At 62.2% G+C, this 20,489-nt stretch carries 30 protein-coding genes and 1 tRNA gene; 15 read left to right on the top strand and 16 right to left on the bottom strand.

Going from position 1 to position 20,489, the window contains the following annotated elements:
* Positions 1 to 122: 122 nt before the first annotated feature.
* The 3 genes from LOY37_RS11330 to LOY37_RS11320 all read right to left on the bottom strand — a co-directional run bounded on the left by LOY37_RS11330 (position 123) and on the right by LOY37_RS11320 (position 2,158).
* Positions 123 to 1,028, bottom strand: coding sequence for a c-type cytochrome (locus LOY37_RS11330; RefSeq protein WP_093383938.1), 906 nt, complete (start codon positions 1,026 to 1,028; stop codon positions 123 to 125).
* Positions 1,025 to 1,675 (bottom strand): cytochrome c, encoded by a 651-nt coding sequence (locus tag LOY37_RS11325; RefSeq protein WP_258610430.1) that lies wholly within the window; start codon positions 1,673 to 1,675, stop codon positions 1,025 to 1,027. Before LOY37_RS11325 ends, LOY37_RS11330 begins: the two co-directional genes overlap by 4 nt.
* 132 nt (positions 1,676 to 1,807) lie before the next feature.
* Positions 1,808 to 2,158: a hypothetical protein gene (locus LOY37_RS11320; RefSeq protein ID WP_093383941.1), complete on the bottom strand. Its 351-nt coding sequence runs from the start codon at positions 2,156 to 2,158 to the stop codon at positions 1,808 to 1,810.
* A gap of 158 nt (positions 2,159 to 2,316) precedes the next feature.
* Here LOY37_RS11320 and LOY37_RS11315 point away from each other — a divergent pair, with 158 nt between their 5' ends.
* The 8 genes from LOY37_RS11315 (at position 2,317) to csrA (ending at position 8,044) form a co-directional block, all read left to right on the top strand.
* Positions 2,317 to 2,619 (top strand): DUF1883 domain-containing protein, encoded by a 303-nt coding sequence (locus tag LOY37_RS11315; RefSeq protein ID WP_038995738.1) that lies wholly within the window; start codon positions 2,317 to 2,319, stop codon positions 2,617 to 2,619.
* A gap of 4 nt (positions 2,620 to 2,623) precedes the next feature.
* The gene (locus tag LOY37_RS11310; protein ID WP_258610429.1) at positions 2,624 to 2,794 is read left to right on the top strand and encodes a hypothetical protein; all 171 of its coding nucleotides are present in this window, start codon (positions 2,624 to 2,626) and stop codon (positions 2,792 to 2,794) included.
* A gap of 29 nt (positions 2,795 to 2,823) precedes the next feature.
* On the top strand, positions 2,824 to 3,897 hold the full coding sequence (locus LOY37_RS11305) for a nitronate monooxygenase family protein (protein ID WP_258716908.1): 1,074 nt from the start codon (positions 2,824 to 2,826) through the stop codon (positions 3,895 to 3,897).
* Between the two features lie 82 nt (positions 3,898 to 3,979).
* Positions 3,980 to 4,738, top strand: coding sequence for a molybdate ABC transporter substrate-binding protein (modA, locus tag LOY37_RS11300; protein WP_258716907.1), 759 nt, complete (start codon positions 3,980 to 3,982; stop codon positions 4,736 to 4,738).
* The gene (modB, locus tag LOY37_RS11295; protein ID WP_045196720.1) at positions 4,738 to 5,418 is read left to right on the top strand and encodes a molybdate ABC transporter permease subunit; all 681 of its coding nucleotides are present in this window, start codon (positions 4,738 to 4,740) and stop codon (positions 5,416 to 5,418) included. The genes modA and modB overlap by 1 nt, the downstream gene beginning before the upstream one ends.
* A gap of 2 nt (positions 5,419 to 5,420) precedes the next feature.
* Positions 5,421 to 6,509: a molybdenum ABC transporter ATP-binding protein gene (modC, locus tag LOY37_RS11290; protein ID WP_258716906.1), complete on the top strand. Its 1,089-nt coding sequence runs from the start codon at positions 5,421 to 5,423 to the stop codon at positions 6,507 to 6,509.
* A 42-nt stretch (positions 6,510 to 6,551) separates the two neighbouring features.
* On the top strand, positions 6,552 to 7,565 hold the full coding sequence (locus LOY37_RS11285) for a DNA topoisomerase IB (RefSeq protein WP_195883789.1): 1,014 nt from the start codon (positions 6,552 to 6,554) through the stop codon (positions 7,563 to 7,565).
* A gap of 281 nt (positions 7,566 to 7,846) precedes the next feature.
* Positions 7,847 to 8,044: a carbon storage regulator CsrA gene (gene csrA / locus LOY37_RS11280; protein WP_010223936.1), complete on the top strand. Its 198-nt coding sequence runs from the start codon at positions 7,847 to 7,849 to the stop codon at positions 8,042 to 8,044.
* A 78-nt stretch (positions 8,045 to 8,122) separates the two neighbouring features.
* On the opposite strand, the gene LOY37_RS11275 is transcribed toward csrA, so the two are convergent.
* From LOY37_RS11275 to LOY37_RS11260, 4 genes are all read right to left on the bottom strand, one after another.
* On the bottom strand, positions 8,123 to 8,494 hold the full coding sequence (locus LOY37_RS11275) for a response regulator (protein WP_045196714.1): 372 nt from the start codon (positions 8,492 to 8,494) through the stop codon (positions 8,123 to 8,125).
* Positions 8,495 to 8,513: 19 nt separating this feature from the next.
* Positions 8,514 to 9,959 (bottom strand): ATPase domain-containing protein, encoded by a 1,446-nt coding sequence (locus LOY37_RS11270; RefSeq protein WP_213604439.1) that lies wholly within the window; start codon positions 9,957 to 9,959, stop codon positions 8,514 to 8,516.
* Position 9,960: 1 nt separating this feature from the next.
* Entirely contained in the window at positions 9,961 to 11,121 is a 1,161-nt protein-coding gene (locus tag LOY37_RS11265) for a nitrogen regulation protein NR(II) (protein ID WP_045196712.1), read from the bottom strand.
* A gap of 80 nt (positions 11,122 to 11,201) precedes the next feature.
* Positions 11,202 to 11,483, bottom strand: coding sequence for a hypothetical protein (locus LOY37_RS11260; RefSeq protein ID WP_258716905.1), 282 nt, complete (start codon positions 11,481 to 11,483; stop codon positions 11,202 to 11,204).
* A gap of 138 nt (positions 11,484 to 11,621) precedes the next feature.
* On the opposite strand from LOY37_RS11260, the gene LOY37_RS11255 reads away from it, so the two are divergent.
* Positions 11,622 to 11,816 carry a hypothetical protein gene (locus LOY37_RS11255; RefSeq protein WP_045196707.1) on the top strand — a complete coding sequence of 65 codons (195 nt, stop codon included), beginning with the start codon at positions 11,622 to 11,624 and terminating at the stop codon, positions 11,814 to 11,816.
* Here LOY37_RS11255 and LOY37_RS11250 read toward each other — a convergent pair.
* Positions 11,810 to 12,571 carry a helix-turn-helix transcriptional regulator gene (locus LOY37_RS11250; RefSeq protein WP_093383966.1) on the bottom strand — a complete coding sequence of 254 codons (762 nt, stop codon included), beginning with the start codon at positions 12,569 to 12,571 and terminating at the stop codon, positions 11,810 to 11,812. The two genes, LOY37_RS11255 and LOY37_RS11250, sit on opposite strands and share 7 nt — an antisense overlap.
* 108 nt (positions 12,572 to 12,679) lie before the next feature.
* Between LOY37_RS11250 and LOY37_RS11245 the strand changes: the two genes are divergently transcribed.
* The 3 genes from LOY37_RS11245 (at position 12,680) to LOY37_RS11235 (ending at position 14,214) form a co-directional block, all read left to right on the top strand.
* Positions 12,680 to 13,468, top strand: coding sequence for a sulfite exporter TauE/SafE family protein (locus tag LOY37_RS11245; protein ID WP_258716904.1), 789 nt, complete (start codon positions 12,680 to 12,682; stop codon positions 13,466 to 13,468).
* Positions 13,469 to 13,571: 103 nt separating this feature from the next.
* Positions 13,572 to 13,656: transfer RNA gene (locus tag LOY37_RS11240), tRNA-Leu, on the top strand.
* A gap of 144 nt (positions 13,657 to 13,800) precedes the next feature.
* Complete coding sequence (locus tag LOY37_RS11235; RefSeq protein ID WP_045196701.1) at positions 13,801 to 14,214, top strand: DoxX family protein; 414 nt, start codon at positions 13,801 to 13,803, stop codon at positions 14,212 to 14,214.
* 39 nt (positions 14,215 to 14,253) lie between these two features.
* Here the strand turns inward: LOY37_RS11235 and LOY37_RS11230 are convergent, their stop codons facing one another.
* The gene (locus LOY37_RS11230) at positions 14,254 to 14,457 is read right to left on the bottom strand and encodes a hypothetical protein (RefSeq protein WP_258716903.1); all 204 of its coding nucleotides are present in this window, start codon (positions 14,455 to 14,457) and stop codon (positions 14,254 to 14,256) included.
* 123 nt (positions 14,458 to 14,580) lie between these two features.
* On the opposite strand from LOY37_RS11230, the gene LOY37_RS11225 reads away from it, so the two are divergent.
* The gene (locus tag LOY37_RS11225; RefSeq protein ID WP_093383979.1) at positions 14,581 to 14,823 is read left to right on the top strand and encodes a hypothetical protein; all 243 of its coding nucleotides are present in this window, start codon (positions 14,581 to 14,583) and stop codon (positions 14,821 to 14,823) included.
* A gap of 73 nt (positions 14,824 to 14,896) precedes the next feature.
* Entirely contained in the window at positions 14,897 to 15,562 is a 666-nt protein-coding gene (locus LOY37_RS11220; protein ID WP_258716902.1) for an SOS response-associated peptidase family protein, read from the top strand.
* Here the strand turns inward: LOY37_RS11220 and LOY37_RS11215 are convergent.
* The gene (locus LOY37_RS11215; protein WP_258716901.1) at positions 15,526 to 15,858 is read right to left on the bottom strand and encodes a hypothetical protein; all 333 of its coding nucleotides are present in this window, start codon (positions 15,856 to 15,858) and stop codon (positions 15,526 to 15,528) included. The genes LOY37_RS11220 and LOY37_RS11215 overlap by 37 nt on opposite strands.
* 127 nt (positions 15,859 to 15,985) lie before the next feature.
* Positions 15,986 to 16,273, bottom strand: a complete 288-nt coding sequence (locus LOY37_RS11210) for a hypothetical protein (protein WP_093383989.1) — start codon at positions 16,271 to 16,273, stop codon at positions 15,986 to 15,988.
* A gap of 155 nt (positions 16,274 to 16,428) precedes the next feature.
* On the opposite strand from LOY37_RS11210, the gene LOY37_RS11205 reads away from it, so the two are divergent.
* Complete coding sequence (locus LOY37_RS11205; protein WP_258610420.1) at positions 16,429 to 16,899, top strand: hemerythrin domain-containing protein; 471 nt, start codon at positions 16,429 to 16,431, stop codon at positions 16,897 to 16,899.
* A 37-nt stretch (positions 16,900 to 16,936) separates the two neighbouring features.
* Here LOY37_RS11205 and LOY37_RS11200 read toward each other — a convergent pair whose 3' ends face one another.
* From LOY37_RS11200 to LOY37_RS11180, 5 genes are all read right to left on the bottom strand, one after another.
* Entirely contained in the window at positions 16,937 to 18,424 is a 1,488-nt protein-coding gene (locus LOY37_RS11200; RefSeq protein ID WP_258716900.1) for a sensor domain-containing diguanylate cyclase, read from the bottom strand.
* A 280-nt stretch (positions 18,425 to 18,704) separates the two neighbouring features.
* Positions 18,705 to 19,061, bottom strand: a complete 357-nt coding sequence (locus LOY37_RS11195) for an I78 family peptidase inhibitor (protein ID WP_093383999.1) — start codon at positions 19,059 to 19,061, stop codon at positions 18,705 to 18,707.
* A 62-nt stretch (positions 19,062 to 19,123) separates the two neighbouring features.
* Positions 19,124 to 19,567, bottom strand: coding sequence for a GNAT family N-acetyltransferase (locus LOY37_RS11190; protein WP_258716899.1), 444 nt, complete (start codon positions 19,565 to 19,567; stop codon positions 19,124 to 19,126).
* Positions 19,568 to 19,595: 28 nt separating this feature from the next.
* Entirely contained in the window at positions 19,596 to 19,724 is a 129-nt protein-coding gene (locus tag LOY37_RS11185) for a hypothetical protein (RefSeq protein ID WP_309475549.1), read from the bottom strand.
* Positions 19,725 to 19,983: 259 nt separating this feature from the next.
* Positions 19,984 to 20,412, bottom strand: coding sequence for a hypothetical protein (locus LOY37_RS11180; RefSeq protein ID WP_045196679.1), 429 nt, complete (start codon positions 20,410 to 20,412; stop codon positions 19,984 to 19,986).
* Positions 20,413 to 20,489: the final 77 nt, after the last annotated feature.

The raw sequence follows: 20,489 nt of genomic DNA, 5'->3' as shown, positions 1-20,489 counted from the left end.
CACCTTACAATGCCCCACCACGCTGGCCGATGCCATCATAGATGAAATCCCGGGGGGGATAGTTCCCCGGGAGCATAAATAATGCGCCGGTAGCTGACCACCGGCAGTTAAACAGCCGATGCCTACATGCCCTGACCGACCAGCACCCCGTCGACCTTCTGGCCATAGAGGTTGACGCCGTCATTGGCGTGAAACTTCAGCCGGGTCTTCTCGATCGAGCCGTCGACCAGGCGCGGGTCCTGCGGCCGTTCGTGGCGGTTGATGTAAGCGGCCACGTCCCAGGCCTGCTGGTCGCTCAGGCTGCCGGGCTTGCCCAAGGGCATATTGTGCTTGATGAAGGAGGCGGCGGTATTGATCCGGTGCATGCCGGCGCCCCAGTTGTAGGAGTCCTTGCCCCACAATGGTGGCATCACGTAGTTGCCGGCTACCTTCTGCCCTTCGCCATTGGCGCCGTGGCAAATGGAGCACTGGGCCTGGTACACCTGTTCACCGCGTTTGAAGTCGTAACCTTGCGCCGATTGCGCCACCTCCGGGTAGCCGCGGCCAGCACTCTCGACGCCAATCGGCGCCTTGCTCGCCAGCCAGTAGGCATAGACCGACAAGGCTGTCATCTGCGGGCTGTCGGCCGCCGGTGGCTTGCCGTTCATGCTGAACTGAAAGCAGCCCTGGATGCGCTCGGCGAAGGTGTTGACCTTGTCGTTTTTCTTGCGATAGGCCGGGTACATGGGATATGCGCCCCACAGCGGCGCCGAGTTGCCCAGGCGGCCCTGGTCGAGGTGACAGTTGCTGCAGTTAAGGCCGTTGCCGACGTTGTCAGGCATCAGCCGGCGTGTGTCGACAAACAAGGCGTAGCCATCGCGGACCATCTTGCCGTAGGCGTTGTCGGGCAGTTCGCTTTCTGCCGGCGGGGTAAAGCCAGGCGCGGCAGCTGGCGGGGTCTTGAGTTGCGACTGGTCTTCCATGGCAATCGGCGCAGCATGGACACTGCCAAAGGCCAGGGTCAGGGCAGCGAGAATCATCGGCTTCATGGTTTGACCTCCGGGCTGACAGGGTTGGCGAAGTAGTTGGCCACGGCCTTTATTTCGTCATCGGTCATGGCCTTGGCCACACCGACCATCAACTGGTTGGGGTCGTTGCTGCGGCTGCCGTCGCGCCAGGCGTTGAGCTGGGCAACCAGATAGGTGGCCGGTTGATGGGCCAGTGGCGGAAAATGCTCACCAACACCGGCGCCACCAGGGCCGTGGCACTGCACACAGCCGGGGATCTTGCGGTTCCAGTCGCCGTACAGCGCCAGTTTCTGCACCGGGTCGGCAGCCATTTGCTGGCGATGAAGGTCGCTGGCAGGCTCGCTGGGCATGGCCGCCAGGGTTGTGGTCACCGCCTGGATTTCCTCGGCGCTGAGGGCCTTGGCCAGCGGCTCCATGATCGGGTGCTTGCGGCTGCCGTTCTGAAAGTCATGCAGCTGCTTGCTCAGGTACGCCGCAGGCAAGCCGGCCAGGCGCGGGAAGCCGGCAGGCGCAATGCCCTTGGCGTCGGCGCCATGGCAACCGAGGCAGGCCATGGCGGCCGGGTTCTGGCCACCTTGGGTGAAGATTTTCTGGCCGTCGACGGCGTGTGCGGCAGGCAATGAAAACAGCAGCAGGCTGCTGATCAGGATGCGATCCAGTGGGATCATCACGGACTCCATTTTCTTGTTATAAGCTTAGGCTTAATAAGTATAAGCCTATGAATAGTAGGCCTATACGCCGCAAGCTACAACGCAGAAAGATGGCTAGATGCCAGCTGAATCGATTAGCCGAAAAAGGATTTAGCCCGAGATGCAGCGCGTCGCTGCCGTCTTCACATCACCCAGGCGCAGCGGGAAGTTGTTCAGGCGCTCATACAGCTTGATGCTGCTGCCGCTACCGCGCTTGTCGATATCCACCAGCGCCGCCGGGCCGCCGCCGACCTTTTGCGGCACCACCAGGCGCAGACCGTCGTGGCGTTCTTCCACGGTCAGTTGCCCGCGCGACTCGGTCAATTGCTGCTGCACGCAGTCCGCGTATTCCTGGGGTTTCTTGCCAGAAATCACATTGAGGGTTTCCGGGCTGTGCTCCAGCTCCGACACACTCACACAGCCACCCAGCGTTACTGCCAACGCTGCTACGACCCACTTCATCAAGCACACCTCCACCACGGAAAAAGAATATGACCTCGCGCAGACCATTTTGCTCCCTTGATTGGCAGTTTTATCCTGGGCCTGGCACGAAGGCCGACAGTGTAACCGACATCATGGTATCGTTTTGATTTGCTGACAGATCCAATGCGGAGTGCAACATGAAATTCGTACACCAGCGCGAGCACCTCAACGAGGATGACATCGTGGTCATTCATTGCTCCCAGCGCTGCAATATCCGCCTGATGAACGACGCCAACTTCCGCAGCTTCAAGAACGGCGGCCGTCACACCTACCACGGCGGCGCCTTCGTCGACTTCCCGGCGAAGATCACCGTGCCCAGCACCGGCTTCTGGAACATCACCATCGACACCGTCGGCCCGCGCGCCCTGTCGGCCGTGACCAAGCCAACCTTTACCCATACCATCAAGTTCATTCGCCGTTCGTCGTCGAAGCTGAGATAAGCCCATGAGCCAGACCACCAAGTTCGTGATCAAGTACAAGATCGATGGCGAGCAACGTTTCGACTTCGCCCAGATGACCAGCGATGCGCCCGAGCACGTGCAGGCAGCGCTGCAACAATTGCACGGCGAAGACGCCAAGAAAATCACTGATATCAAGGTGAGCAAAGCGCTGTAACACCCTCTTCAGCACAAGGAACCCCAGGCATGCGCCAATGGCCGGACACCCGTCTCCTCGATCTGCTCGGCATCGAGCTGCCGATCCTTCAGGCGCCAATGGCCGGCTCCACCGGTTCAGCCATGGCCATTGCCGTAAGCAACGCCGGCGGCCTGGGTTCGCTACCCTGTGCCACCTTGAGCCTGGATCAGATCCGCGCCGAGCTACAGGCCTTCAGCGAGGCCAGCAACGGCCCGCTCAACCTCAACTTCTTCTGCCACCAGCCGCCGCAGCCGGACCCTGCCCGCGATGCGGCCTGGAAGCAGGCGCTCAAGCCGTATTACCTGGAGCTGGGCGCCGACTTCGATGCGCCCACACCGGTGTCCAACCGCGCGCCCTTCGACGACGCCAGCTGCCAGCTGGTCGAGCACTACAAGCCGGCCGTGGTCAGCTTCCACTTCGGCCTGCCCGAAGCCAGTTTGCTCAAGCGGGTCAAGGCCACGGGCGCCAAGGTGCTGTCCAGTGCCACCACCGTGGATGAAGCGCTGTGGCTGGAAGATTACGGCTGCGACGCGATCATCGCCATGGGCTATGAAGCCGGTGGTCATCGCGGGATGTTCCTCAGCAGCGACCTCGGTACCCAGGTCGGTACCCTGGCGCTGGTGCCGCAGATTGTCGATGCTGTGAAGGTGCCGGTGATTGCCGCAGGCGGCATTGGCGACCACCGCGGCATCGTCGCCGCCCTGGCCCTGGGGGCTTCGGCGGTGCAACTGGGCACCGCTTACCTGTTCTGCCCCGAGGCCAAGGTCTCGGCGGCCCATCGCCAGGCGCTGCACAGCGCCAAGGAAAGCGACACGGCGCTGACCAACCTGTTCACCGGGCGCCCGGCACGCGGTATCAACACGCGCATCATGCGCGAGCTGGGGCCGATGAGCGAGCTGGCACCGCGCTTTCCCCTGGCCGGCGGTGCGCTGATGCCGCTACGGGCCATCAGCGAGCCAAAGGGCAACAGCGATTTCAGCAACCTCTGGGCAGGCCAGGCGCTGCGTCTGGGGCAGGCCCTGGCGGCCGGTGAACTGACCCGCAGACTGGCACAAAACGCCCTCGCCCAGCTCAAACGCTGAAGCAGTACTTCCCGTTGGTCGGGTATTCGCTATATATTCACCTATATAACGATTACCCCCTCAGCCTGTGGAGCTGTTTTTCATGAGTAAGTGCGCACCTCGTTTTGCCCTGGCCGCCCTGGCCACCTTCATGACCTTCAACAGCGCCTGGGCCGATGAGGTACAGGTAGCCGTCGCCGCCAACTTCACCGCGCCGATCCAGGCGATTGCCAAGGACTTCGAGAAGGACACCGGCCACAAGCTGGTGGCCGCCTACGGCGCCACCGGCCAGTTCTACGCGCAGATCAAGAACGGCGCACCGTTCGAAGTGTTCCTTGCCGCCGACGACAGCACCCCGGAAAAGCTCGAGAACGAAGGCGACACCGTCAAGGGCTCACGCTTCACCTACGCCATTGGCACCCTGGCACTGTGGTCGGCCAAGGACGGCTATGTCGATGGCAAGGGTGATGTGCTGAAAAAGAATGAGTTCAAGCACCTGTCGATCGCCAACCCGAAAGCTGCGCCCTATGGCCTGGCCGCTACCCAGGTACTGAACAAGCTGCAGCTGACCGAGGCCACCAAGGGCAAGATCGTCGAAGGCCAGAACATTACCCAGGCGTACCAGTTCGTCTCCACCGGCAATGCCGAACTGGGCTTTGTCGCCCTGTCGCAGATCTACAAGGACGGCAAGGTCAGCAGCGGCTCGGCCTGGATCGTGCCGTCCAACCTGCACGAGCCGATCAAACAGGACGCGGTGATTCTCAACAAAGGCAAGGACAACGCCGCGGCCAAAGCCCTGGTTGAATACCTCAAGGGCCCGAAAGCCGCAGCCGTGATCAAATCCTACGGTTACGAAATCTGATGCCACTGGATGCCAGCGACCTCGGCGCCATCTGGCTGACCTTCAAACTGGCCAGCCTGACCACGCTGATTCTGTTGCTGATTGGTACCCCCATCGCCTGGTGGCTGGCGCGCACGCGCTCATGGCTGCGCGGGCCGGTGGGCGCGGTGGTGGCCCTGCCCCTGGTGCTGCCACCGACGGTGATCGGCTTTTACCTGTTGCTGGCATTGGGCCCCAACGGCTGGATTGGCCAGACCACCCAGGCGTTGGGGCTGGGCACCGTGGTGTTCAGCTTCAGCGGCCTGGTGATCGGTTCGGTAGTCTATTCCATGCCCTTCGTCGTACAGCCGCTGCAAAACGCCTTCAGCGCCATCGGCGAACGCCCGCTGGAGGTGGCCGCGACCCTGCGCGCCAGCCCCTGGGACACCTTCGTCCATGTGGTACTGCCCCTGGCCCGGCCAGGCTTTATTACTGCCAGCATCCTCGGCTTCGCCCATACCGTCGGCGAGTTCGGCGTGGTGCTGATGATCGGCGGCAATATTCCCGACAAGACCCGCGTAGTTTCGGTACAGATCTTCGACCACGTCGAAGCCATGGAATACCTGCAGGCCCACTGGCTGGCCGGGGCCATGCTGGTATTCTCTTTCCTCGTGCTGCTGGCGCTGTACTCCAGCCGCCGGGGCAAATCGGCCTGGAGCTGAGCATGGCGGCGATGATTCACGCCCGATTGAAACTGGACCGCGCCGACTTCAGCCTGGATGTCGACCTGCAACTGCCCGGGCGCGGCATCAGTGCGCTGTTCGGCCATTCAGGCTCCGGCAAGACCACCTGCCTGCGCTGCCTGGCCGGGCTGGAACGGCCCCCCGAAGCCTACATCGAGGTCAATGGCGAGATCTGGCAGGACTCGCGCCGCGAACATTTCATTGCCCCGCACCAGCGCCCGATCGGTTACGTGTTCCAGGAGGCCAGCCTGTTCGCGCACCTGTCGGTGCGCGCCAACCTGACCTTCGGCTACAAGCGCATCCCCACCCAGCAGCGCAAGGTCAGCCTCGAGCAGGCCTGCGAACTGCTCGGCATCGAGCACCTGCTACAGCGCAAGCCAGCCACCCTGTCCGGCGGCGAAGCCCAGCGCGTGGGCATTGCCCGGGCGCTGCTGAGCAGCCCGCAACTGCTGTTGATGGACGAGCCGCTGGCAGCCCTCGACGGCCCGCGCAAGCGCGAGATCCTGCCCTACCTCGAGCGCCTGCACAGTGAGCTGGAGATTCCGCTGGTCTACGTCAGCCACGCCCAGGATGAAGTGGCACGGCTGGCCGATCACCTGGTGCTGCTTGAGCAGGGCAAGGTCCAGGCCAGCGGGCCGATTGCCGCCACCCTCGCGCGCCTCGACCTGCCGCTGGCCCAGGGCGACGACGCCGGGGTGATCATCGAAGGCCAGGTCAGCGCCTACAGCAGCGACTATCAGTTGCTCAGCCTGCAACTGCCACACAGCCACCTGCAATTGCGCGTGGCCCACGAACCGCTGGCCGTGGGCATGCCGCTGCGCTTGAAGGTGCAGGCGCGGGACGTCAGCCTGAGCCTTGGCGCCGACCAGCAGTCGAGCATCCTCAATCGCCTGCCGGTGACCGTCAGCGGCCATCGCCCGGCCGACAACAGTGCCCACGTGCTGGTCAGCCTGGACGCCGCCGGCACCACCTTGCTGGCGCGCATCACCCGCTACTCCGCCGACCAGCTGCAGCTGCACGCCGGCCAGTCGCTGTGGGCACAGATAAAGTCGGTGGCACTGTTGGGTTGAGCTTGCGGTCCATAGTACAAACCCCGCAACCGGACCTGCGCCATGCCCGACACCGCCCTGCCCGCCGCCTTGCATTATGTCGATGACAGCCAGCCAGGCCTGCGGCGCAAAAGCCTGCGCGGCAAGTTCGCCTACTTCGATGGGCAAGGCGGGCGGGTCAAAGATCCGGCCACCCTCGCGCGAATCAAGGCCTTGGTGATCCCCCCGGCCTACACCGATGTGTGGATCTGCGCCGACCCGCAAGGCCACCTGCAGGCTACCGGCCGTGATGCCCGCGGGCGCAAGCAGTACCGCTACCATGCCGACTGGCGCAGTTACCGCGACAGCCACAAGTACGCACGCATGCTGGACTTTGCCAGCCTGCTGCCCAAGCTGCGCCGGCAACTGGACAGCCACCTGGCGCGGCCGGGGCTTGATCGGCAAAAGGTCATGGCCCTGGTGGTGAGCCTGCTCGACAGCACCTTGATCCGCATCGGCAACCGCCAGTACGCCCGCGACAACAAGTCTTACGGGCTGACCACCCTGCGCACCCGTCACGTCAAGGTCGACGGCAGCGCCATCCGCTTTCAGTTTCGCGGCAAGAGCGGTATCGAGCATCAGGTGACGGTGAAGAACCGGCGCCTGGCCAACCTGATCAAACGCTGCATGGACCTGCCCGGCCAGGACCTGTTCCAGTACCAGGATGACCAGGGCCAGCGCCACAGCGTCGGTTCAGCCGACGTCAACGCCTACCTGCAGGAGCTGACCGGCAGCGACTTCACCGCCAAGGATTACCGCACCTGGGCCGGCAGCGCCCTGGCCCTGAGCCTGTTGCGCCAGCTTGAATGGCAACCGGAGCAGGAGGCCAAACGTCAGATCGTCGAGACCGTCAGGCAGGTCGCCAGCCGCCTGGGCAACACCCCAGCGGTGTGCCGGCGCTGCTACATCCACCCGGCGCTGTTCGAGCATTTCACCCTCGGCGAGCTGGCCAAGCTGCCACGGGCGCGCACGCGCAAGGGGCTGGAGGCCGAGGAAGTGGCCCTGGCGCTGTTTCTGCAAAACCTGGCGGCCCCTTGAAAAGCCATTCAGCGAAACCCACCTTGGGTATCATGCAGAGAAATTTCCCATATTCCTTCAACCCCCCTATGCTTGCGGGTACGGGCAGCACTCGCTGCTTCGGAGTGCTCATCCAGCCAATCGGCACCTGCGACTAAAGACTCACTACAGAATCTGTGTTCGGGGGAATTAATATCCGCCGAAAGCGTCTTTAATGAAGGGAAAGAGGGATGCACCCCTGTGTGATCCCGGCTTCTGCGGGCCGCGCCCGCAAGGCAACTTACGTTACCAAGGAGATATACATGCTGATACTCACCCGCAAGGTTGGCGAAAGCATCGTCATCAACGATGACATCAAAGTCACCATTCTGGGCGTCAAAGGGATGCAAGTGAGGATCGGCATCGATGCACCGAAAGATGTTCAGGTGCACCGCGAAGAGATTTTCAAACGCATTCAGGCCGGTAGCCCGGCACCGGAAAAAGGAGGCGACGAGCACTAAGCAGCCCCCAACCGACTCAAGCCGCACGGATGCGCTTGATCCTGACACTGGCAACCCGCCCGGTTGCAGTCACAGGCCTCAAGGCGCCTCGGGCGTATCGACCAGTTCCTTCACTTTGGCAATCAGTTGCTCGATGTCGAAGGGTTTGTCGAACACGGCGGCGAACAGCCCGGGATTGTCCCGCCCCTTGTGAGCCTGCGCCCCGCTCATCAGTATGATCGGCAAGCCTTGCAAGAGTGGCTCTGCACGAATACTGACGGCCAACGCCTCGCCATCCATCACCGGCATCATGTAATCGGTGATCACCAACTCCACCCGCTTGCCTTTCAATACGTCCAGGGCCTTCTGCCCATTGCCGGCCAGCTCCACGTCGAAACCTTCGTCTTCCAGGGCCCAGCCGAGGATATTGGCGATCAGGTACTCGTCGTCGACGACCAGAATGGTGCTCATGCCGTTGCCACCCCCGGCCTCATGATCCAGGCACCTGCGAAGGCGTGCCGGACATCACCCCCGTGGCCTGGGTAAAGGCTTTTTGCAGGTCAATGCCATGGTCGCTGATGATCAGCTCCAGCAGGGCCGGGTCGTAATAGCTGTCGCGCACCTTGAGGATCGACAGCAAGCGCTTGAGCTCCGAGTCCATCTCGACAAAGCGCATCAACAGCAGGTTGTCGACAATGCTCGAAAGGTCCGGTGCTGGCGCGTTGATTTCCGAGCCGAAGATATCGCGCATCTCCCAAGTGGCCAGGACGCTGACGTCACGGGCCCGCAGCTCGCCGGTCAGGGCGCGGAAGAACTCATTCAGGCGCGTCGGGTTGCTGGCCAGGCGGGTGAACGCGCCGAGGCTGTCGATCAGCACGCGCTTGATGCTGTGCTGCTCGACCAGGCGCAACAAACGCATGCCGACATCATCAAGCACACCTTCGGTGGTCGGTTGCCAGGCAATGTGCAAGGCCCCGGCGCGCTCCATGGCGGCGAAGTCGTAGCCCAGGGCGCCGGCCTTGAGACGCAGGCGCTGCGGGGTTTCATAAAAGCCGAAATGCAGGCCGGGTTCTGCCGCTGTTGCCGCACCGAGAAAGCTCACGCCCAGTGAAGTCTTGCCGATGCCCGAGGGGCCCATCACCAGGGTCACCGAGGCGGCCGGCAGGCCGCCGCCGAGCAGGCGGTCGAACACCGGCACGCCGCTGGGAATGCGCATCAGTTCGCCCATGCCGTGCCCGCTGGGGTGGCTGTACAGTGACTCCAGGCGCGGGTAAACCTGCAGGCCGTGTTCGGTGATTTCGCATTCGTGAATACCCGACAATGCGCCACTGCCGCGGGTCTTGCGCAGCTGGATCCGGCGCACCGAGCGGCTGCCCAGCAGCTCGTCACCCAGCTCGATGACGCCATCGACCATGGTGTGTTCGGGGCTGCCGTCCTCCAGCCGCGAGCTGGTCAAGAACAGCACGGTGCAACCGGCGAAGGCGGCATGACCATGCAGCTCGGCGATGAATTTCTTGGTGTCCAGCGGCGTTTCCGCGCGCGAGCGGGCATTGAGCAGGCCGTCGACGATCAGCAGGCTGGCCTGGTGGCGGCTGATTTCGCCGCGCAGCAGTTTTACCACTTCATCCAGGCCCTCTTGCTCGAGGGTGTCGAAGGCGCTGACGAACTGCAGCTGCGCGCCAATTTTGCCGGGGTCGAAAAAGCTCAAGGTCGACAGATACTGGAACAAACGCTCGTGGGATTCGCTCAGTAGCGTCGCCACCAGCACGCGCCCACCCTGGCTGACGTGATTGAAGGCCAGCTGGTTGGCGAGGATGGTCTTGCCCGAGCCAGGCCGGCCCTGGACGATATAGGAAGCACCGACCACCAGCCCACCCTTGAGCAGATCGTCGAGACCGGGAATGCCGGTGGCCAGGCGTTTGAGTTGTTCCACGATGCTATGCACCTCCGCGTTCAGGGTCGGGGTTGGCGGTGTAGACCGGCAGGTAGACACTCATGCAGGTGCCCTTGCCCGCTTCACTGCTGACGCTGACCGTGCCGTTGCTCTGCTTGGCAAAACCATAGACCTGGCTCAGGCCCAGGCCGGTGCCCTTGCCAAAACTCTTGGTGGTGAAAAAAGGCTCGAAGATGCGCGGTAGTATCTTGCTGTCGATACCCCGGCCGGTGTCGCTGACACTGATGCAGACAAAGCGCCCGAGCAAGCCGTCGGGGCGCCCCTGCAGCTCGCAGTTGCGCGCCTGCATGGTGATCGTCCCCTCGCCGTCGATGGCATCGCGGGCATTGAAGATCAGGTTGAGCAAGACCATCTGCAACTGCCCGGCGTCGACTTCGACATCCCACAGTTCATCGGCCAGCAGCACCTGCAACTCCACCGAGACAGGCAAGGTCTGGCCAAGCAGCAGGCGTGTCGATTCGACCAGATCCGGTACCTTGATGCGGCCGAACTTCAGCGCCTTGTGACGGGCGAAACTGAGCAACTGCTGGGTCATCTGGCTGCCACGCTCGCCAGCGTCAAGGATGTGTTCGAGCAAGCGCCGGGTGCGCTGCGGGTCGCGGCTGTTGAGGGCCAGGCGCGCCGAGCCGATGATGATGGTCAAAAGGTTGTTGAAGTCGTGGGCCATGCCCCCGGTCAGCTGGCCGAGGGCTTCGAGCTTTTGCGACTGGAACAGCTGGGCACGGACCTCATCGAGTTGCAGCGCCGCGTCACGGCGGTCGGTGATGTCGCGGGTGATCTTCGCCAGCCCGACCACCTCGCCGTCCGGCGACTTGATCACATCCAGCGCCACCAGCGCCCAGAACAGCGTGCCATCCTTGCGCTGGCGCCAGCCTTCATCCTGGGCGCCACCGGTGCTCAAAGCCCGTTCAAGCAGCCGGGCCGGCTTGCCGTCAGCACAGTCCTCGGGGGTGAAGAACATCGAGAAATGCTTGCCGATGACTTCTTCGGCGCGATAGCCCTTGATCCGCTGGGCGCCTGCGTTCCAGGACACCACATGGCCTTCGAGGTCGAGCATGTAGATAGCGTAGTCAACCACGGTTTGCACCAGTTGCTCGAAGCGACTGGCGTGCATCACATGAAGTTCGGAGTCGGATGAGACCATGGCTGCCCCACGAAGCCGTAGATGGCTTGTCTGGATATGACAGCATACGCTGCAAGCGATTCCCTGCGCTGGTCTAAAACTTAGTCGGATTCTTGCGCCACTGCCAACCGCCGACGCGGCAACGCCAGCTGGCCCAGGTAGGCACAGGTCGCCAGTACACCGATACCGGCGGTTAGCGCCAGCCAGCGCTGGCTGGCATCAAGGCTGCTGTCGGCGCTGGTCATCAGCAGCAAGACCCCCGCCCCCAGCAGGCTCAGGAACAAAAACGCGGCAGCCAGCCAGACCTTGGCGAACAGCACGCGCCAGTACCATTTGACGCGCGGTTTGCCGGTGACGGTTTCAGCTGCGGCGTGCTTGGCCACGTTCCCTTGCCTCTATTGGATCCAACATGAAACCCACAGTGGCGCAATGACAGCAAGGAGTCAATTGCTCTATAGTCGCCCCGCACTTAAGACCTGCCACCTACCTCGAGGGAACGACGCGTGGCCGCAGACTTACGAATGAAAGCCATACACGACGATTTGCAAGCGACCGCAGCCGATCTTGAGCGGGTCTCACGCGACCTGCGCGGGCATGTGTTGTACCTGCAGCATTCCGTCCACCAGGCCGATGCCGTTGAAGTGCTGGGCAGGATTGCCGGCCTGAAGACTTCGGTGGATGACTTGCGTGGCGTCGCCGATAGCATCCACTACTGATCGCGCAGGCTGCGCGGCGTCTGCCCGAGGGTGCGGCGGAACATGCTGGAAAACGCCGCCGGGCTGTCGTAGCCAAGGTCCAGGGCAATTCGCGTGATCGCTTCGCCCTGGGCCAGCCGCGCCAGGGCCAGCAGCACACAGGCACGCTGGCGCCACTGGCTGAAGCTCATCCCGGTTTCGGCGCGAAACCAGCGCCCGAAAGTGCGCAGGCTGACATGCAGTTCACCCGCCCAATGCGCGGGTGACTGGTGCACATCAGGCGTGCGCAAAAAAGCCTGGCAACGCATGAGCAGCGCCGGGTCACGCGGCAGCGGTATGTGGAACGGCAGGCTGGCCGCGGCCCTCAGCTCATGCAGCAGCAGGTTGACCAGCGCCCCGTCCCTGCCCTGCTGGTCGTACTCCAGGTCCATCTCCACCGCCGCCAGCAACAACTGGCGCATCAGCGCTGAAACCTCCAGCACCTGGCACTCGCCCGTCAACATCAGCGCATCGGCTTCGATGTACAGGCTGCGGGTACTGACGCCGAGCATCAGCACCTCATGCTCCACCCCCGGGGCAATCCACACCGCCCGTTGCGGCGGCACGACCCAGTCGCCGGCCGACGTGCGCACCTGCATCACTCCGGTGGCACCATAGAGCAGTTGCGCGCGACGATGGCGATGGCGCGCCAGCAGGAAGCCGTCGGGATAATCTGTACCAATGGCAACCACGGCGCGGGGCGTAGCATCGAGCAGATTGATCGAGACATTGTACATGGGGCAAGTCCGTGGCCGATTGGCGATCATTATTGACCGTTTTGCTCAAGCCGGCCAAATCACTGCTGGTTAACCTGTCGCTCCTGACCCGCAAAAGGACGACCTTCCATGCTTCTTGTACTCCTGGCCCTGTTCGGTTGCCTGAGCGGCATCACCACGGTGCTGTTCGGCTTTGGCGGCGGCTTCGTCGTCGTGCCGCTGTTGTATCACCTGCTGCGCATGAACCCGGCCACCACCGGCTCGGCCATGCAGATTGCCGTGGCTACCTCCACCTGCGTGATGATTGTCAGCGCCGCACTGGCCACCCTCAAGCATTGGCGTACTGGCAACCTCAACCGTGAATTCCTGTGGCCATTGGCAGCGTACATCGCCCTCGGCGCGGTGTTCGGCGCCGCCCTGGTGGGCGCCCTGGCCAGTGAATGGCTGCGCTGGGCGTTCATCCTCTACCTGGCATTTACCCTGCTCGACTGCCTGCTGCGCGAAGGCTTTGTCCACGGCCAGGCTTCAGCGCGCCCGCTCGGGCCCGTGAGAACCGCCACTTGCGGTGTGCTGATCGGCGGCATTGCCAGCGTGCTGGGGGTGGGCGGCAGCGTCATGAGCGTGCCGTTGCTGCGCCGCCGCGGGCTGGGCATGACCCAGGCCACCGCCATGGCCAGCCCGCTGACCTTGCCGGTAGCGCTGGCGGCGACGGCGACTTACCTGATCACCGCCAGTAGCGATTTCGGAGCGCGGTTTGTCGGTTATGTCGATCTGTCGGCGTTTGCCCTGCTGGCCTTCGGCGCCTGGCTCGGCACCCGGCTGGCGGCGCGCTGGATCGGCAGAATCGATGATCGCAAGCATGCGCAGGTCTATCTCGGGCTACTCGCCCTGGTGCTGTTGAGCATGCTCTGGAGTTAGCCTGGGGCGCCGTCCAGAGCCTTGCACGCGGTTGACTCGAATATAACGATGGGTTATAAAGCTCGCTTGATTGAGGGATCAAATGCATTTCCCTCGAGCCAGTGCGAGTGTGGTGGAATTGGTATACACAGCAGACTTAAAATCTGCCGGCGTGAGCCTTGCGGGTTCGAGTCCCGCCACTCGCACCATCTTCTGAAAAGGCGCCTTAGGGCGCCTTTTTGCTGCCTGAGATTTACCCAGGGCTGCCCTTATGCCTTTTTTGTGCAAGCCGGGCCGCAAAACCTTCCGGCAACTGCTAAGGTAAAATTGCCCAACAACAAAGGAAGGCCGCCATGCGCTACACCCTCTTCGACAACCAGCGCGACGTTATCATCCTGCTGGCGCGGATTCTGCTGATGATCCTCTTCGTCATGTCCGGCTGGAGCAAGCTCACCGGCTTCGAGGGCACGGTCGGCTACCTGGCATCGCTCGGCGCGCCAGCGCCTACAGTGGCAGCCGCGGTGGCGGTGATCATGGAGTTCTTCGTCGCCATCATCCTCATCCTCGGTTTCTACACCCGCCCGCTGGCCTTCCTGTTTGCCCTGTTCGTGATCGGCACGGCACTGATCGGCCATCCGTTCTGGACCATGGTCGAGCCGGCCAAAGCAGCCAACACCGTGCAGTTCTTCAAGAACATGAGCATTGTCGGTGGCTTGCTGTTGCTATCGGTCACCGGCGCCGGACGCTTCTCGCTGGACGGCCGCTAAACACGCCCTGCTTCCAGGTGCCGGCGGCTGCGCTGGTGCCTAGAGGTCGTCAAGGGTGTCGACGCCCTCGTCCCAGAATCCTTCGTCATCGCCTGCACGATCGCGGGCATCCTCGTCGTCGTCATCCTGCGGATCGAACAGCGGATTAACCTCGTCCTGCGGCCCGTACTCGTCCTCGGCAAACTCATGGTCAAGCAGGTGATCATGTTCGGGCTCGTGAATGTCCAGATCGTCGTCGTTCATCTCGGGGTCCTGTAGCATCGGGAACGTGGGGGCGCCTGTATAAGCCGAGCTCGCCACAGCGTCAATATCAGCCCGTGCTGACAACCCGTGCTGAAAAGGGAAGCGTATTGCCAAGGAGCGACAGTGAAGTACCTGCTGATAGTCATCGCCAGCTATGGCGCAACATTCTTCGTGGTCGGCTCGGTCATCGAGGCCCGGCTGCATGACCTGGCCGAAAACCTGCGCTACCGCGAACGGGCCCCTACCAAGGCGCAGTACCTGCGCGAGGTGCGCGCCAGCGTGCAACGTTCGAAATTTGAGGCCAGTGCCTGGCTGGGCACCTTGCTGGCCCTGCTGCTGTCGCTGGCGGCCTGGTGGTTGAGCTGAGCGTCGGCGCCGCAAGCGTGCCCGGCGATTGCGTCTATCCTCCAGCGATAGGCCCCTCACGGAGCAACGCGCCATGTGCGGCAGGCTTTCTCAATACCGTGGCATTCACGACTTCGTCGACGCCCTGAGCATGCCAGGCGCCCTGGTCAACAACGTCGGCGATCAGGCACTGGGTCACTACAATGTGGCGCCGAGCACCCGCGTGGCGCTGTTGCACCTGCAGGCCGGTACCCTCCAGGCCGACTTGTTGCCCTGGGGCTGGCGCCCGCACTGGGCCAGGGACCGCGCAGCGCCGATCAATGCGCGCGTGGAGAAAGTCGCCCACGGCGCGTTCTTTCGCGCCATCTGGCCACAGCGGGCCATCGTGCCGATCGACAACTGGTTCGAATGGGTTGACCAAGGCGCAGCGAAAAAACAGCCTTACTTGATTCGCCGCAGCGATGGCCGCCCTGCCCTGTGCGCGGCCATCGGCCAGTTCAGTGGCGAGCATGCGGGGTTCGTGATCCTCACCGCAGACAGTGAAGGTGGCCTGCTCGACGTGCATGACCGCCGGCCGATCGTGCTGGCGCCGGCTGTCGCCCGGCAATGGCTGGACCCGGCCACCGCAGGCGAGCACGCCGAGCAGATGGCCTTGAACCTGGGCGAGCCGGCGGCGCGGTTCGAGTGGTACCCGGTCAGCGCGGCGGTCGGCAATGTGCGCAATCAGGGCGCCGAATTGATCGATCGCAACCCGGCGTAAGCATTCTTGGAAGGCAGTTCGTGAAGCTCGATGACCTCGGCGGCAATCGCCCGACAGCGTTTTACCCCCCAGACCATGGCCCGGGTCAGCGTAACTTCGTCGAGTCGGTCGTGATACTCCTCGACGACCGGTAAGCCGGCACTGGTGTAAACCCCGAGAAACAACTGCGTACAACCACTGCGCGAAAGCCGCGCCTTGACATCAAGGGTAATTCCGGACTCCAGCGATTCTTCATGCTCCTGGCTGTGCAGTTGGCAGTCTGCCCAAGCCCAGTAGTGCGCGCCTCTGTACCTCATTATTATTTTCCTTGGTGAGTCGGCAGCACACGAAAGATATATAAAAAAAGTATGAAACAGAAGAACTCAATTGGCTGTTAAACAGGGTGCAATAGCGCCAGTGGCTATAAAGCATCCGGCGCAAGCTTCACGTCAGCGAGACATACCAGGCGCCAAAAGCAAGCAGCCCTACCGCCTGCAAAATCAACAGCGTACCGGCCCCTGCAGGCTTGCCGGCGAGATACCAGTAAGTGCCGACCAGCGCCAGGCACAGGCCGTTGGTGACGCCCAGGGTAAACACTGCCAGCGCACTACTAAGGCCGGGGAACTGGCCGCCGGGGTTGGCCAGCAAGAACACGAAAATAGCGCCGCCAATTAGCGCGACAACAATCGCCGCCCCGGCAAAAAAGCGCTGTGGCAAGAAAGGGTCGTCCATGATCAGTCCGTGGTTGAGATAAGCCGAACATCATACCCGTTGGCGAAACAGCGGTTAATGAGCAGTTGGGCAATCCGGTTGAATCCCTGGCGCCAGGCCGAGTCACTACTAACGCAAGGCCCCTTTTCAACCATCCGCTTTGCCGAGGATCCACCATGAATGCCATCGACCTGCTTAAAGCTGACCACAAGACCGTCAAGGCCCTTTTAACGCAACTGAGTGAGTCCACCGAGCGCGGGATTAAAAAACGTTCGCAACTGCTGGCCAAACTGGAGATGGAAGTAGCCGTGCATACCCGGCTTGAAGAGGAGATCCTCTACCCTGCCTACAAGAAAGCCGGGGCCAAGGAACAGGTGATCATGTACCACGAGGCCAAGGAAGAACACCGCACCGTCGACTCGTTGGTGCTGCCCGACCTGAAAGTCACCGACCCGGGTACGCCCGAGTTTTCCGGGCGGGTGAAAGTGCTCAAAGAGTTGCTCGAGCACCACATCGAGGAAGAAGAAACCGAGATGTTCCCGCAAGCCAAGAAGCTGCTTGGCAAGGACGTGCTCGAGGCCATGGGCGAGCAGATGGAAATGATGAAAGCCCAATACCGCAAGGACATGGCCAAGCAGGCGGCGTGAGGTTTATGTTGGTGGGTTAGTCACCAGCCTGCAGTGATCAGTCGTGGGCTAACGGTGCTGGCCGCTCACTCAAACCATCGATCAAGCACCAGCCATTGCGGCCTTTATCCTTGGCCTGGTATAGCGCCGAGTCGGCGGCGCCCATCAGGGTGTCGGCCGCTACCGGTTCCTTGACCGGGTAACCCAGGGCAATCCCGGCACTTGCCGTGACCCGCCCCGCCGGGCTTTGCACATGCTCGATCGCCAGCGAGCGGATGGCCTCGAGAATGTCTTCGACAATCCTGCTGGCCCCGGCAGCATCGGTGTTGGGCAGCAGCAGGGTGAACTCCTCGCCGCCATAGCGCACGGCCAGATCACCCGGTCGCTTGAGGCTGCTTTGTATTGCCGCGCCCACCGCACGCAGGCAATCGTCACCGGCAGGATGGCCATAGTTGTCGTTGAAGCGCTTGAAGTAATCCAGGTCCATCATTACCAACGCCAACGGGTAGCGTTGGCGCTTGGCGCGGCGAATTTCTTCTGCCAGGGCCGTATCAAGGCGGCGTCGATTACCCAGCCCCGTGAGGCTGTCGCTCAAGGCCAGGTCGCGGACTGTTTGATGCGCACGGCGCAGCGCGGCCTCCATCACCATGCGCTCGCGCAATTGGCGCAGCACCAACGCGCCAAAGCCGCCCAACCCGACCAGCAGCAACAGCAGCACGACGGCGGTCTTGATCAGGTCCTCTCGCCAAGGGTCAATGATCGATGCCCTCGACAGCCCGGCCTCCACCACCAGCGGGTAGGCGTCCAGGGCCTTGTAGGCATACAGGCGTTGAGTGCCATCGACTACGGCCGTGGTTTCGACGACGCCTTCGGGGGCCTGCGGCAGGTAGTCCTGGAAGATCTCGCTATCGGCCAGGCTGCCGCCGATTACCCGCTCGACAAACGGCCGGCGAACCAGGATGGTGCCGTCGCGCTTGGCCAGTACCAAGGCGCCACGGTCATCGATCTTGAACGCGCCATAGAACTCGACGAAATAATCAACCCTGACAGTCCCCAGCAGCACGCCGAAGAACGAGCCGTCGGGGTTGTTCAGGCGTCTGGAAATAGGAATGATCAGATCACCGGTCGAGCGGCTTTTGACCACCGCGCCGATGTAGACGCCGCGGTCGGTATGGGTGCGGTGATAGTCGAAATAATCGCGATCGGCGTTATTGGCATTGGTCGGTGTATCGCTCTTGTCGGTGACGATCCAGCGCCCGTCCGCGCCATACACGAACAACCCGTGCAACTGTGGCATCAACAAGGCTTGCTGCTTGAGCAGCCGGTGCAGCCGCGGGATGTTCATTCGGGTAAAACCGTCACCTTCAAGCCGCTCACCGAGCATCGCAGTAACCACATCGACCTGGCGGATCGCGTCTTCGGCATGCTGGGCGGTGGCGCTGGCAAGGTTGGTGACCGAATCATGGGCGCTGGCGAAAGCGTGCCGGTAGTCGCGCCAGATCCGCCAGCCCTCGATGGCGACGAACAGCAGCACGACCACCAGCATGAAGCTCAGGATCAAACGGAACAGCGGCGCTGAACGCCCTTCACGTGCGAGAACGACTCGGCGGCTTCTTGCCCGTTCAGGTCATCGGATGGGTGCATACAGGTCCCTGCTCCATGAAACTCCCACCCCAGTGATAAACCACCTCCAGACCGACTGTTAATGCTTGCCGTTTAACATAGACCACCCAGGCCCGCGCACCTAGCGCCGCTGTGCAAAAAAGCGAATGAACATTCGAGGAAATCGGCCGCTTGCATGACCGTGGTGACCCGGCACTGCGGCACTAGCCGCAGAATGCCCCGTAGATCCGCTGCTGCTCGTTGACTTCAAGGTTCAGGCGGTCGGGAACGTAGCTCAGGTCGCGCCCAGGCGTCGACAACACGCGCACCGAACTCACCCCCGAAAGCACCTTGGCGACCAGCAGTACCTCCTTGCCCACTTCCTGACCAAAGAGGATCTGCAGCGGCTCTGACGAGCACTCCTGAAGGTCGCTGGTATAGGCACTGGAATCGTCGTTGAGGGTATCGGCGAGCTCGACTACAACGACGCGAAACACCAGCCAGCCGACCAGCACCAGGGCGAGCCCGAGGATAAGGGTGGGGAGTGCGTCAAGCACGCTGCGTGCTGCACTGTTGTCCATAAAAGAGCGCCTTGAAAGTCAGCTCAGACCGATCAGGCGAGCGCGAGTTCCCTGACCGCAATTCAAGCGCGAATGCGTTTGAAATACACCAGTTCCGGATCGTGCTCGTCGAGGTTCTCGATGACACCGCTGGGCACGAAGCCGGCCTTGAGAATGAGCCGGCGCGAAGCCAGGTTGGATTGATTGGTCGAGACAAACAGCTTTGCCGTAGTACAGGTGGCTTCGGCGGCGGCCAGGAGTCGGGAGGCGACCCCCTGGCGTTGATGACCTGGCGCCACGACAACCAGGCTGACAAAGCCGTGGTCGAAGAAGTGATAGGTAAGTACCACGTAGCCGATCACCGCGCCCGCGCGCAACGCCACCCAACACTGCTGCTTGCCGACGGACTCTTCAAGGAAGCACTGGCGCTCAGGGTGGCTGCTGGCGTAGGCATCGAACGCGAGCATTGCGCACACATCTTCAAACGTAGCCGGGCGAATCAACGGCGTATCCTGCATTGTGTCCATGGGGCCTCCTGCCTGATGTTTGCGCTGCTCAGCGTTGGCCCAGCAATGCCGCGTTGGCCTGGCGCACCATCGCCACCCATTCCCCCGGGCTGACCCGGCCGGACTGTTCGAGCTGCTGCGCGGCCATCAACGCCCGGTCGTATTCAGCTTCCTGCAACCTACCTTCCCCCAGGAAGCGGGCTCGCCATTCCACAATCGCCGCCATCCCTTTGTTCGTCTCCATCCCCGCCCCCAAGTGCACTGTAAACAGGTGTGCGACCGGGTCGCCACCTGAGCGGCGGCGAGATTACAGGAGAACAGTAGGCTTGAGAATGCTTCGTAATACCGTTTGTCGTCAAAATGGCAGACGCGACGCCTACAGTTGGGCCCCGCCATTCCTCGGGCCGGGCCACTGCCATAGGGTCAATAGCTGGTGATTATTGCTTCGCTGGCGGACAGTCCGCTTGCAGAAAAACCATCGAATATGTGAAATGCCTGTCGAACGTAAAAGGGGCGGTACCCGGCGCTGTCCATTCGGCGTAGTTGCCCGTCATGGTGGTAGCACTGTCCAGGTTACCCATTGCCATGCTCGCGACATTGCCAATGTGAGAGATCGGAATACCGCCGTACCAGCGCACCTGTTTTTCATTCTGGAACCAGCCGCCATTCCAGTTCGGCTGACTGGTGGAGTACCAGGTGTGATCAGATTTGAGACAGACCGTCTGGACCGTCGCAGCAGCCCCACCTGGACTGGTGAACGTCGACACTCGCCAGAGGCCAGCAGGCGAGCTATCCGCGTGTGCCGCGCCAACAGAGCCTGTGGCAAGGCCGAACAACAGTGCAAAACGAGTAAAACTTCCCTTCATGATGTTTCTCCATGGAAATATGCGCTAGCGGGTTGAGCTGCAAACATTTGTGCGTACCTTTACGTCGTCGTGAAACA

The sequence above is a fragment of the Pseudomonas sp. B21-012 genome, assembly GCF_024749305.1.
Lineage (GTDB): Bacteria > Pseudomonadota > Gammaproteobacteria > Pseudomonadales > Pseudomonadaceae > Aquipseudomonas.
This window is presented reverse-complemented; position numbering and strand designations above follow the sequence as displayed.